Source organism: Enterococcus sp. DIV1089c, from assembly GCF_050530965.1.
In the GTDB taxonomy this organism is placed as follows: domain Bacteria; phylum Bacillota; class Bacilli; order Lactobacillales; family Enterococcaceae; genus Enterococcus_B; species Enterococcus_B hirae.
The window spans coordinates 47,251-60,602 of record NZ_CP172888.1; the positions used below are offsets into that span (position 1 = coordinate 47,251).

Consider the following 13,352-nt stretch of genomic DNA (forward strand, 5'->3'; position numbering starts at 1 on the left):
TCAGATGAGCGTACACATTGAAGCAAAACAAGGAGAGATCGCTGATAAAATACTACTTCCAGGCGATCCTTTACGAGCAAAATATATTGCTGAAACATTTTTAGAAGATCCGGTATGTTACAACCAAGTTCGTGGGATGTTAGGTTTTACTGGAACCTACAAAGGCGAACGTGTTTCGGTACAAGGAACGGGGATGGGGATGCCGTCAGCGACGATCTATGCCCATGAATTGATTCATTCATACGGTGTGAAAAAATTGATACGAGTGGGTACATGTGGTGCATTATCTAAAGATGTCCATGTTCGTGATCTTGTTTTAGCTCAAGGAGCAGCTACTAGTTCTTCGATGATCGAGAAAAATTTCCAAGCCTTTCATTTTCCGCCGATCAGTGATTTTAATTTATTGTTGAAGGCGTATGAAATTTCAAAAGACAAAGGATTTACCACACATGTAGGAAATGTTCTCTCGGAAGATTCATTTTATAAAGATGATTCAACAGAAACGTTTAAATTAGCTGAATTAGGTGTGCTAGGTGTGGAAATGGAAGCAGCTGCTTTATACTATTTAGGAGCAAAATATCATGTCCAAACATTAGCAATCATGACGGTGAGTGACCATTTGCTTACCGGAGAAGAAACAACTGCAGAAGAACGACAAACGACATTTAACGAAATGATCGAGGTCGGTTTAGAAACAGCAATCGCAGATTAATAAAAGAAGTGAGCGAGTGATTCAATTGAATCGCTTGCCCACTTTTTTTATTTATTATAAATAGTATTTTTTAGCAACTGTCAAGTCATCGTTTAATTCATAAACAAGTGGTTGACCAGTTGGAATTTCAAGATCCATGATATCTTCATCAGAAATTCCTTCGATGTGTTTTGCTAAAGCACGTAGAGAGTTACCATGTGCAGCTACTAAAACAGTTTTGTTGTCTAGTAAAGCTGGAGCAATTTCGTCTTGCCAGAATGGTAAAGCACGTTCTAAAGTAACTTTCAAGTTTTCGCCACCAGGAATATCGCGTTTGTCTAACATTGCATAACGACGATCGTTTGCAGCAGAACCTTCGTCACTTTCGTCCATCAATGGAGGAAGAGTGTCGTATGAACGACGCCAAATGTGTACTTGGTCATCTCCATATTTTTCAGCTGTTTCTTTTTTGTTCAATCCTTGTAATTTACCATAATGACGTTCGTTTAAGCGCCATGATTTGATTTGAGGAACCCAAAGTTGATCTGAGTGTTCTAAAATCAAATTACATGTTTTGATGGCACGAGTTAAAACTGAAGTGTAAGCAACATCAAATTCAATTCCAGCTTCTTTGATTTTGCGTCCGCCTTCTTTGGCTTCTTCGATTCCTTCTGGTGCTAAGTTTACGTCAGCCCAACCAGTAAATTGGTTTAATGCATTCCATTCACTAAGACCATGACGAGAAAAAACTAATTTTGGCATGTTTAGCTCTCCTTTAAAATAGGTTATATTTCTGAAAATTTCAGTTCTGCTTTATTGTACAATTTTTTTGACTAGATTTCCATTGAAAAATGAAGTTAATGAAAGGGAAAATCAGAAGATAGACAGATAAAAAAACAAAAATAATTCTTACAGTGACAGATAAACAGAGGCAGGTGGATCAATGGCTGCACTGTCATTGATCCACCTACCTATTCATTATATACAGTTGATTCGTCTTTAGCAGACAGTCTGCGTTTGTTGCGCCAATCCATTTTTAAATGAAAGAATATCAAGATGTAGGCAGTCGTTTAAGATAATTGCTGAATCTCTTTTTCTGGAAGATTGATATATTTATAACAGGTTCCGACTGATACACCACATTTAGTAGAAATTAATTGGATCGTTTCTTTTTTTTCATAATAAAGCCGACGAATTTTTTTAATTGTTTTTGGATCGATTTTTGGACGACCCCCGATTTTACCTTTTTTACGTGCTTCATCTAACCCGACAAGTGTCCGTTCCTTGATTAAAGAGCACTCCATAATGGCTAATCCTTCCATTAGTTGAAAATAGATTTTCCCCATCGGTGTACGCGTATCGATCTCTTCTTGGATACTAACTAGGTGTAAGCCACGATCTTTGAATAATTGTGTGAGTTCTGTTAGCTGACGAGTAGACTTCCCTAGACGATGAAGTTGACAGATAACTAAAGTATCGCCTTGTCGCATTTCCTTGATTACTTTTTCTAAACAAATATTATTAGACACCGCATCTTTAGACTTGTATGTCTCGTGAAAAATCTCCTGACAACCAAAATTAGAGAGTTGCTCCACTTGTGTTGTAAGATCAACATCATTTATGGTTGTGCGTGCATAACCAATAATCTTCATGGTGATTCCTTTCTAGCAATGATTTTCTGTCTATAGATAACAGTAAAAATGTAGCATAAAGTCCATTGAAAAGATAGTTTTTTTATGTTTTTAAAATGAACTATTTTTGCTAATTTTTATAACTAATATCAGGGTTGTTATTTTTGATGAGGTGAGTCGATAATTGATACGCCTTGTGCGGAGCCGACGACGACTTTTGAAACCATATTTAAAAACAGTCCATGTTCAACGACACCAACCAGTTGATCAAGGTACGTTGCTAAAGCTTCAGGGTCATTGATCACTTCTAAATGTAAGTCAATAATGTAATGACCACTGTCTGTTTTGACTATCTGACCTGTTTCGGTTTGACGTAAAACAGGTTGGTAACCTTTCTCATCAAAGATCCGCATCAATTGTTGAGCGCCATAAGGAATCACTTCTACTGGAAGAGGGAACTGCCCAAGTTGCTCCACTAATTTTGATTCATCAACGATCCAGATGACTTGTTTTGAATACGTAGCAACAATTTTTTCAAAAAGTAATGCTGCGCCACCACCTTTAATTCCTTGAAATGCTTTACTGATTTCATCAGCACCATCGATCGTGAGATCAACTACGGGTACTTCATCAATACTCTTAAGAGGGATACCTAATTTTTCTGCTTGTTCTTTAGTGGCATTCGATGTAGTGACACCAGTGATGTTTAATCCTTCTTCACGCATTCTTCTACCGATTTCTTCTACCATATAATAGGCTGTAGAACCGGTACCCAAACCAACGATCATTCCGTCCTTCACAAATTTAGCTGCTTCAATTCCAGCTGCTTGTTTCAAATTCATCTGTTGTTCCCACCTTTTCTTTCGTCTCTATTCATAGCTATTTTATATTGAATGATTGGAAAAAGATAGCGTCCTTTTTTTAATTTCAAATGGCTAAAAAAAATACATAACACTGGTTGACAGAGTACTTTATTCATGATATCCTAACCAAGGTGCTTTATCTACAGGTCTCTGGTAAAGAGACGTGCTGACTGTTTATCAAAGCATATTTGATAAAGATGCAGAATTGCATTTATTTTTTATCGCAAAAAAAGAACCACCTGGATGTGTGGAACTAGACGCGAATCGTGGGAAGGAGGAAACAAGGAATGCCTACAATTAACCAATTAGTACGTAAACCTCGTAAATCAAAGGTGGAAAAATCTAATTCACCTGCTTTGAACAAAGGATATAACAGCTTTAAGAAAACTCAAACAAACGTGAACTCTCCTCAAAAACGTGGGGTAGCAACACGTGTGGGTACAATGACACCTAAAAAACCGAACTCAGCTTTACGTAAATATGCTCGTGTTCGTTTGTCAAACTTAATTGAAGTTACTGCTTATATCCCAGGGATTGGTCACAACTTACAAGAACATAGCGTAGTATTACTACGTGGTGGACGTGTAAAAGACTTACCAGGGGTACGTTACCATATCGTTCGTGGTGCACTTGATACAGCTGGTGTAAACGACCGTAAACAAAGCCGTTCTAAATACGGTACTAAAAAACCTAAAGCTTAATTTTAATTATTAAACAAATGAAACTTGTTCTTACTATGTCAAGAGAGTAAGGCAATTACTATGAAGAATATTTCGGAAGGAGGAGTTACGGATGCCACGTAAAGGTCCTGTTGCAAAACGTGATGTTTTACCAGATCCTATTTATAACTCAAAATTAGTAACTCGCTTGATCAACCGTGTAATGGTTGACGGAAAACGCGGTGTTGCAGCTAGTATTATTTATAACGCCTTTGATTTGATTAAAGAATCTACAGGTAATGATCCATTAGAAGTGTTTGAACAAGCTATGAAAAATGTTATGCCTGTTCTTGAAGTTAAAGCACGTCGTGTTGGGGGTTCAAACTATCAAGTACCAGTTGAAGTTCGCCCTGAACGTCGTACAACTTTAGCTCTTCGTTGGGTAGTAAACTACGCTCGCTTGCGCGGTGAACACACAATGGAAGAACGCTTAGCAAAAGAAATCATGGATGCTGCAAACAACACTGGTGCTTCTGTTAAAAAACGTGAAGACACTCATAAAATGGCTGATGCCAACCGTGCATTTGCTCATTATCGTTGGTAAGATCCTCTCTGCCTGTTGGGTTAAACGACAGCAGAAAGTCAATTTACAATCGATTTAAATAAAGAGAGGAGTAAGAAAATGGCAAGAGAATTTTCGCTAGAAAAAACTCGTAATATTGGTATCATGGCTCACGTTGATGCAGGTAAAACTACAACAACAGAGCGTATCTTGTACTATACTGGTAAAATCCATAAAATTGGTGAAACCCACGAAGGAGCTTCACAAATGGACTGGATGGAACAAGAACAAGAACGTGGTATCACAATTACATCTGCTGCGACTACAGCGCAGTGGAAAGGTTACCGTGTAAACATCATCGACACACCAGGACACGTAGACTTCACAATTGAAGTTCAACGTTCTCTACGTGTATTAGATGGTGCGGTAACTGTACTTGACTCACAGTCAGGTGTTGAACCTCAAACTGAAACAGTTTGGCGTCAAGCAACTGAGTACCGAGTGCCTCGTATCGTATTCTGTAACAAAATGGATAAAATCGGTGCGGACTTCTTGTACTCAGTAAAATCATTGCATGATCGTTTGCAAGCAAACGCGCATCCAATTCAATTGCCAATCGGTGCTGAAGAAAATTTCACTGGTATCATCGACTTGGTTAAAATGAAAGCTGAAATCTATACAAATGACTTAGGAACAGATATTCAAGAAACTGAAATTCCTGAAGAATATTTAGAACAAGCTCAAGAATGGCGCGAAAAATTAGTCGAAGCTGTTGCTGAAACAGACGAAGAACTAATGATGAAATATCTTGAAGGTGAAGAAATCACACAAGAAGAATTGATTGCTGGTATCCGCCGTGCAACAATTAATGTTGAATTCTTCCCTGTATTAGCTGGTTCAGCGTTCAAGAACAAAGGGGTTCAATTAATGTTGGATGCCGTTCTTGATTACTTGCCTTCTCCAGTTGATATCGAAGCAATCAAAGGGATCGATACAAAAACAGACGAAGAAACAACACGTCCAGCTGACGATGAAGCTCCTTTTGCTTCATTAGCGTTTAAAGTAATGACTGACCCATTCGTAGGTCGTCTAACTTTCTTCCGTGTTTATTCTGGTGTCCTTGAAAGTGGTTCATATGTATTGAACGCTTCTAAAGGCAAAAAAGAACGTATCGGACGTATTCTACAAATGCACGCCAACACTCGTCAAGAAATTGATAAAGTGTACTCAGGTGATATCGCCGCTGCTGTTGGATTGAAAGATACAACAACTGGGGATACATTATGTGCATTAGACTCACCGGTTATTCTTGAGTCAATCGAATTCCCTGACCCAGTTATCCAAGTTGCTGTTGAACCTAAATCAAAAGCAGACCAAGATAAAATGGGTGTTGCGTTGCAAAAACTTGCTGAAGAAGATCCTTCATTCCGAGTTGAAACAAACGTTGAAACTGGTGAAACTGTTATCTCAGGTATGGGTGAGTTGCACTTAGACGTTTTAGTAGACCGTATGAAACGTGAATTTAAAGTTGAAGCAAACGTTGGTGCTCCACAAGTTTCATACCGTGAAACATTCCGTGAAGCAACAAAAGCTGAAGGTAAATTCGTACGTCAGTCTGGTGGTAAAGGTCAATACGGTCACGTATGGGTTGAATTTACACCAAACGAAGAAGGTAAAGGCTTCGAATTTGAAAATGCAATCGTCGGTGGGGTCGTTCCTCGTGAATACATCCCTGCTGTTGAAAAAGGACTAGAAGAATCTATGAATAACGGTGTTCTTGCTGGCTATCCATTAGTGGATATCAAAGCAAAACTTTACGATGGTTCATACCATGACGTCGATTCAAATGAAACAGCCTTCCGTGTTGCTGCATCTATGGCTTTAAGAGCTGCTGCAAAACACGCACGTCCTGTTATTTTAGAACCAATGATGAAAGTAACGATTACTGTTCCAGAAGATTACTTAGGTGATATCATGGGACACGTAACTAGCCGACGCGGTCGCGTTGAAGGTATGGAAGCACATGGTAACTCACAAATCGTTAATGCGATTGTTCCATTGGCTGAAATGTTCGGTTACGCAACAACATTGCGTTCAGCAACTCAAGGACGCGGTACATTTATGATGGTATTTGACCACTATGAAGATGTTCCTAAGTCAGTCCAAGAAGAAATCATTAAGAAAAACGGCGGTAAAGCTGAATAATTTCTTAAAACAAGATTGTCTGTTTGACAGATTATCTAAAGAGACTGTATTTTTAATATAGTTTCGTGTAAAATAATTATCGATGATATGGGCATGTGATAGACTTTTGGTTTATCACATACCTATCAGACAAATAAAAAATATATTGTATTTTTAGGAGGACATTTTAAAATGGCAAAAGAAAAATTTGACCGTTCTAAACCACACGTTAACATTGGTACAATCGGACACGTTGACCACGGTAAAACAACTTTAACAGCAGCAATCACAACTGTACTATCTAAGAAAAACGGCGGCCAAGCTATGGCTTACGATCAAATCGATGGTGCTCCAGAAGAACGCGAACGCGGAATCACAATTTCAACAGCTCACGTTGAGTACGAAACTGACACTCGTCACTACGCTCACGTTGACTGCCCAGGACACGCGGACTACGTTAAAAACATGATCACTGGTGCTGCTCAAATGGACGGAGCTATCTTAGTAGTATCTGCTGCTGATGGTCCTATGCCTCAAACTCGTGAACATATCCTATTATCTCGTCAAGTTGGTGTTCCATACATCGTTGTATTCTTGAACAAAGTAGATATGGTTGACGACGAAGAATTACTAGAATTAGTTGAAATGGAAGTTCGTGACTTATTAACAGAATACGAATTCCCTGGTGACGATGTTCCTGTAGTTGCTGGTTCAGCTTTGAAAGCTTTAGAAGGCGACGCTTCATACGAAGAAAAAATCCTTGAATTGATGGCTGCAGTTGACGAATATATCCCAACTCCAGAACGTGACAACGACAAACCATTCATGATGCCAGTCGAAGACGTATTCTCAATCACTGGTCGTGGTACTGTTGCTACAGGTCGTGTTGAACGTGGACAAGTTCGCGTTGGTGACGTTGTAGATATCGTTGGTATCGCAGAAGAAACAGCTCAAACAACAGTTACTGGTGTTGAAATGTTCCGTAAATTATTAGACTACGCTGAAGCTGGAGACAACATTGGTGCTTTACTACGTGGTGTTGCACGTGAAGACATCCAACGTGGACAAGTTTTAGCTAAACCAGGTACAATCACACCTCATACAAAATTCTCTGCAGAAGTATACGTGTTGACAAAAGAAGAAGGTGGACGTCATACTCCATTCTTCACTAACTACCGTCCACAATTCTACTTCCGTACAACTGACGTAACAGGTGTTGTTGAATTACCAGAAGGAACTGAAATGGTTATGCCTGGCGACAACGTAACAATGGAAGTTGAATTAATCCACCCAATCGCTATCGAAAACGGTACTAAATTCTCAATCCGTGAAGGCGGACGTACAGTTGGTGCCGGTGTCGTTACTGAAATCAAAGCTTAATCTTTGATCAACTGAATTGTAAGCAACATTGTATTCGGACAATAAAAAGTCATGGTGTCATTAGACATCATGGCTTTTTTTATGGCTTATTTTAAACTTTATTGAGTAAATGAAAGCATTTTGTTTGACAAAAGGAAAAAAATGTTGACAAAAAAACGTTCCCTCGATAAAATTAAAGCGTTAACATATTTATTTTTCATGTGACTAGATCATACTAGGCATGGGAAGATTCCGTCGATAAGGAGACTTTGGTGGAATTTTTCTATGCTTTTTTTGTTGTCAAGCTTAAGATTGATAAAGGATGATTGGTCCATGAAGTAACTTTAATTCTGCAGAAAAAGGGTTATTATTATGAAAATCAAAAAGATTTTTAATCAAAATGCGGTCTTAGTCGATGACGATGGACAAGAAAAGGTCGCAATTGGTAAAGGTGTTGGATTCGATAAAAAGCGCAATGACTTGATTTTTCATCGAGAAATTGAGCGGATGTTTGTGATGGAGCCAGAAAGTCAAATGAAACTACAAAGTTTGCTGAATCAAATTGACGAAAAGTTTCTTTTTGCTGCTGAACACATTATTGATCATGCAGAAACAGTTTTAATGAAAAAGCTGAATGAGCATGTGTTGATCGCGTTAACGGATCATATTGCTTTTGCTGCTGAAAATATTCGTAATGGAATTGTTATTCGAAATAAATTACTGCGAGAAATCGAGGCGCTGTACCACGAAGAATTTAGTATTGCGCAATGGGCAGTTGATTATTTGAATCACACTTTAGCTATTCCTTATACATATGATGAAGCGGGTTATATAGCGATACATATCCATAGTGGTCATAGCGGACAAACTAGTAATCATCGTAGCATTCGCGAAGTCACGATCGTGTCGGAAATTATCCAGTTGATTGAAAAAGAGCTGAGGATCGATATCCATTCCGAACAAATGGCACTGAATTATTCTCGTTTAGCAAACCATCTTCGGTTGTTGATCCAACGGTATCACAATCAGCAGTATGCGGTCTTAGACGAGGTGATTATTGAGATAGTCAAACGAAAATATTCAGGAAGTTATGCAGTCGCAAAAAAAATTCGAGTACTTTTAACTAAACAATATCAAATGTCTATTACAAGCGAAGAACTTGGTTATTTAGTTATTCATATCGAACGCTTGCGAGGGACAACAGAATAGGAGAACAAAATGAAAACATACTTACAACGAATGGGACGTTCCTTGATGTTACCAGTAGCAACCCTACCAGTAGCTGCTTTATTCATGGGGATTGGTTATTGGATCGATCCGACTGGTTGGGGTGGCAATAACATTTTTGCCGCTTTTATGATCAAAGCTGGAGGAACAGTCTTAGATAATTTAGGAATCATTTTTGCTGTTGGGTTAGCATTGGGGATGTCTAAGGACAAAGATGGTTCATCAGCATTGGCAGGATTGATCGCCTTTTTAGCACCAGTCACATTAGTCAATAGTGCTTCTGTTGCATTGTTTACTAAAGTGGATATTGAAAAAGTGAATATCGCTTTTGATGCAATCAATAATAAAAATGTATTTATTGGAATTTTGGCAGGCTTAGTCGCTGGTGCGATGTATAATCGCTTCAGCGGAGTTAAATTGCCAATGGCGTTGTCTTTCTTTAGTGGAAAACGAGCAGTACCGATCGTAACAGCTGGTTTAATGGCAATTATTTCTGCTTTATTGATTTTTGTTTGGCCACCAGTTTATGATACATTGGTTAGTTTCGGTGAATTGATCTCTGGAATGGGCGCGTTAGGTGCTGGTCTATATGGCTTCTTCAACCGTTTGCTGATTCCAACTGGTTTACACCATGCACTTAACAATGTTTTTTGGTTCAATTTAGCTGGAATTGATGATATCGGTAAATTCTGGGCAAGTGAAGGGGTAAAAGGAGTCACCGGTATGTACCAAGCTGGTTTCTTCCCTGTCATGATGTTTGGGTTACCTGCTGGTGCACTTGCTATCTATCAATGTGCGCGACCAGAAAAGAAAAAAGTGACCGCATCTTTGATGTTAGCTGCCGCTTTCGCTTCTTTCTTTACAGGGGTGACTGAACCGTTAGAATTTTCATTTATGTTTGTCGCTTGGCCATTGTACGTCGTTCATGCTGCTTTAACAGGGATTTCAATGTTTATCGCAGCAACCTTCCATTGGACAGCGGGCTTTAATTTTAGCGCCGGCTTTATTGATTTCTTCTTAAGCTTACGTGTACCTATTGCCAATCAACCATTAATGCTATTGGTATTAGGCTTGGCGATGGGTGTGATTTATTACTTTACATTTTTATTTGTCATCAAAAAATTCAATTTGATGACGCCGGGGCGTGAAGAAGATACTGGAGTTGCAGAAAATGGGGAAGTAGGAACAGTGCCAACTGGTGACAATCGATTTGCCACGCTAGCTAATCAACTTTATCAAGCATTAGGTGGTGCAGCGAACGTTGTTTCCATTGACAATTGCACGACACGTTTACGCTTGTATGTAAAAGATACGGCAAAAGTTGATCAAGGGAAAATCAAAGCGACTGGCGTTCCAGGTCTGAAAGTAATTGATGCCAAAAATATTCAAGTGATCGTTGGAACGGAAGTCCAATTTGTTGCAGATGAAATGAAAAAAATTCATGGAAGTAGCAGCAAAGGAACTGCTCAGTCCACGCCTACTGTGACAACCAAAACAGTCGTTGATCCACAAAACCAAGATATTTTTGCGGTAGCAAATGGGAAGCTAATGCCAATCACAGAAGTGGCAGATGATGTCTTTTCACAAAAAATGATGGGAGACGGGTTTGCGGTTCTACCAACGAATGGCGAAGTATTTGCTCCAATCGCTGGTACGATTATCGATATTTTTCCAACGAAACATGCAGTTGGTATCAAAACGGAATCAGGAATTGAAGTTCTCTTGCATATGGGGATCGATACCGTGAACTTAAAAGGAGCGCCTTTTACGATCTACGTTGAAGAGGGACAAAAAGTTGCACGTGGTCAATTAATTGCAACCATGGACTTGGTGGCACTACAATCGGCAAACAAACAATCAGATCTGATCGTTGCTTTTACCAATGGTGAAAAAGTGGCGAAGCTAACGATGGATGCTAGTGGGGTAGTTAAAGCAAATGCTGTGATTGGTCATGTTAAGAGTAATTAAGGAAGAAAACTACTGACACCAATCAATAGTTACTTATTTTCATCGTTTCGTCTATTTATCACTTTTATGTACTCTGATGTCTCATGTAAAACACCGAAGACAGGTTTTTGCCTGCTTCGGTGTTTTTTTGTCTTTTTTGCCATTTTTTGTAAACGCTTTTAAAAATGTCCAGAGTAATGGACAGAACAAAAAATGAGTTGTCAGAAAATTCCGTTATAGTATAAACAAGGAGGTTGAACAAATGCAGCTAAGCAAAAGAGAGAAAGAAATGGTCGAATACTTTGTTAAACATGGCTTATCCCTTACAGCTCAGGAGTTAGCTGAATTTGCCCATGTTTCTACGAAAACGGTCTACCGTACGATTAAAAAGATAAATGATGTGTCTGAAAACGGGGAAATCATTTTGGCAGAGGCAGGCAAAGGATTTCGGTTAGACTACGATAAATATTTAAATGTGAGTGCAACGCATAATGAAAGTCGAACGAGTCAAGGACCTTTGGAAAGAAGAAATGCGATTTTGCTTAATTTGTTGTTTAAGGCACCCAAGAAGTTATTAATCAATGAATTGTTCCATCCGTATTATGTGAGTGATCCGGTAATTAGTAATGATTTGGCTAAGATCAGTTTATTTTTAATGAAAAACCACCTCCAACTTAAACGACAAGGTACCCGAATTGGTATCGAAGGAACAGAAAAACATATTCGTAAAGTAGTGAATATGCTATTAAGTATCCATTTATTGGAAGATAAACAAGTGGTTCCTAGTCACCCAATGATCAGCTCATTTGATATCAATTTTATTACTTCGATCGTTGAGTTTATCGAACAAAAACTAGTCAGTCGAATTGCCTATCCATATGCAATGAATATTTTTTCTCATATTTATATCTTAGTCAAACGCTTCCGTGAAGGGGTCGTGTATTTAGAAGAAGATACGTGGGATTTAGATGAAGAAGATCAGGCGCTGATCCATTATAACCAGGAACTGTACCAACTATCAAAGCAAGTCATGCTCAAATTAGGTCAATATTTAAATACAAATCTCCCTGAAAGTGAAACTTTTTATCTTTTTCAATACTTGATTTCCTCCAGGATCGAAAATGGTTCGATTAAACATCAAAATATCTCAAATGAAGCTGAAGAAATCACCCGTTTTTTTTCTGCTACGATGAGCCGGCTCATGGGAGTGGCGATTGATCAAGAACGAAACCGACATGATTTGTATAGTCACATTCAGCCGCTATTATATCGATTAAAACATGAGATCACAATCAAAAATGATTTATTGCACGACATTGAATTAGAGTACCAGGAAACGTTTCAATTAGTAGAATTTGTCAGTAAAATGGTCCAAAAAAAATTTCATACAAACCATATATCCAAAGATGAAATTGGATTTTTAACATTATACTTTGTGAGATACAAAGAGTTAGCCCCAATAAAAAACGTGTATTGATCATGTGTAGTAGTGGTGTTGGAACTTCAGAACTATTGAAAGTCAAAGTAAAAAAAGCCTTTCCTGAATTAGAGATTATCGCTGTTTTATCTTCTCGGCAGTACCAGAAAAACCAAGCGGAATTTAGTAAGATCGATTTGATTTTAACAACGGTTTGTTTGAATGAGCCACCGAAGATTCCCACGATATTAGTAAACTCAGTATTTACCAAGCAAGACGAAAAACGTGTGAAGCAAATGTTAGGAGAGATGTGAAATGGTTACAAAACAGGTAATGTCAGAATTTAGTATCGCAAATGTGATTACAGAAAAACTGATACGTTTAGAAATGAAAGCGAAAACAAAAAAAGAAGCGATTCTCGAATTAAGTGAATTACTAAAAGAAAACGGCATTATCAAAGATGTTGATGATTTTTCATCAGATGTCTTTCAACGGGAGAAAGAAGGAATCACAGGGATTGGAAACGGTGTGGCGATTCCCCACGGAAAATCAGCGAGTGTCATTCAGACTTCTTTGGTTGTGGGTAAAGTCGAGACCCCGATCCCTTGGGAATCATTAGATGAGCAGCCTGTAAAGGTCATTATCTTATTTGCAGTAAAAGATACAGATGCCAATACCGTTCATATCAAATTGTTACAAAAAGTAGCAATGTTATTAGCAGAAGATACCATTATCGAAAAAATGAATCAGGCAACTAGTAAAGCAGAATTAATGGAACTATTAGCAAAAGAACCAACTGTCTAAAAGAAAAG

Annotated in this window: 11 protein-coding genes and 1 pseudogene; 9 read left to right on the plus strand and 3 right to left on the minus strand. The window is 38.4% G+C overall.

Annotated elements, in window-relative coordinates; translation table 11 throughout:
* Positions 1-4: 4 nt before the first annotated feature.
* Positions 5-712, plus strand: a complete 708-nt coding sequence (gene deoD / locus IGL30_RS00215; RefSeq protein WP_010720465.1) for a purine-nucleoside phosphorylase — start codon at positions 5-7, stop codon at positions 710-712.
* Between the two features lie 54 nt (positions 713-766).
* Here deoD and gpmA read toward each other — a convergent pair whose 3' ends face one another.
* From gpmA to rpiA, 3 genes are all read right to left on the minus strand, one after another.
* Positions 767-1,453, minus strand: a complete 687-nt coding sequence (gpmA, locus tag IGL30_RS00220) for a 2,3-diphosphoglycerate-dependent phosphoglycerate mutase (RefSeq protein WP_010720464.1) — start codon at positions 1,451-1,453, stop codon at positions 767-769.
* A 308-nt stretch (positions 1,454-1,761) separates the two neighbouring features.
* Positions 1,762-2,343 carry a recombinase family protein gene (locus IGL30_RS00225; RefSeq protein ID WP_010720463.1) on the minus strand — a complete coding sequence of 194 codons (582 nt, stop codon included), beginning with the start codon at positions 2,341-2,343 and terminating at the stop codon, positions 1,762-1,764.
* 137 nt (positions 2,344-2,480) lie between these two features.
* Positions 2,481-3,164: a ribose-5-phosphate isomerase RpiA gene (gene rpiA / locus IGL30_RS00230; RefSeq protein ID WP_010736793.1), complete on the minus strand. Its 684-nt coding sequence runs from the start codon at positions 3,162-3,164 to the stop codon at positions 2,481-2,483.
* Between the two features lie 308 nt (positions 3,165-3,472).
* On the opposite strand from rpiA, the gene rpsL reads away from it, so the two are divergent.
* The 8 genes and pseudogenes from rpsL (at position 3,473) to IGL30_RS00270 (ending at position 13,344) form a co-directional block, all read left to right on the plus strand.
* Positions 3,473-3,886, plus strand: a complete 414-nt coding sequence (rpsL, locus tag IGL30_RS00235; RefSeq protein ID WP_002294318.1) for a 30S ribosomal protein S12 — start codon at positions 3,473-3,475, stop codon at positions 3,884-3,886.
* Positions 3,887-3,977: 91 nt separating this feature from the next.
* Positions 3,978-4,448, plus strand: a complete 471-nt coding sequence (gene rpsG / locus IGL30_RS00240; protein WP_010720461.1) for a 30S ribosomal protein S7 — start codon at positions 3,978-3,980, stop codon at positions 4,446-4,448.
* Positions 4,449-4,526: 78 nt separating this feature from the next.
* Positions 4,527-6,611, plus strand: a complete 2,085-nt coding sequence (fusA, locus tag IGL30_RS00245; RefSeq protein WP_010720460.1) for an elongation factor G — start codon at positions 4,527-4,529, stop codon at positions 6,609-6,611.
* 171 nt (positions 6,612-6,782) lie between these two features.
* The gene (gene tuf, locus IGL30_RS00250; RefSeq protein WP_010720459.1) at positions 6,783-7,970 is read left to right on the plus strand and encodes an elongation factor Tu; all 1,188 of its coding nucleotides are present in this window, start codon (positions 6,783-6,785) and stop codon (positions 7,968-7,970) included.
* 351 nt (positions 7,971-8,321) lie between these two features.
* Complete coding sequence (locus IGL30_RS00255; protein ID WP_088745082.1) at positions 8,322-9,158, plus strand: PRD domain-containing protein; 837 nt, start codon at positions 8,322-8,324, stop codon at positions 9,156-9,158.
* A 9-nt stretch (positions 9,159-9,167) separates the two neighbouring features.
* Positions 9,168-11,144: an N-acetylglucosamine-specific PTS transporter subunit IIBC gene (gene nagE / locus IGL30_RS00260; RefSeq protein WP_160231418.1), complete on the plus strand. Its 1,977-nt coding sequence runs from the start codon at positions 9,168-9,170 to the stop codon at positions 11,142-11,144.
* A 241-nt stretch (positions 11,145-11,385) separates the two neighbouring features.
* Positions 11,386-12,854: pseudogene (locus IGL30_RS00265) on the plus strand (BglG family transcription antiterminator).
* Position 12,855: 1 nt separating this feature from the next.
* On the plus strand, positions 12,856-13,344 hold the full coding sequence (locus tag IGL30_RS00270) for a PTS sugar transporter subunit IIA (RefSeq protein WP_053766556.1): 489 nt from the start codon (positions 12,856-12,858) through the stop codon (positions 13,342-13,344).
* The last annotated feature ends 8 nt before the right edge of the window (positions 13,345-13,352 follow it).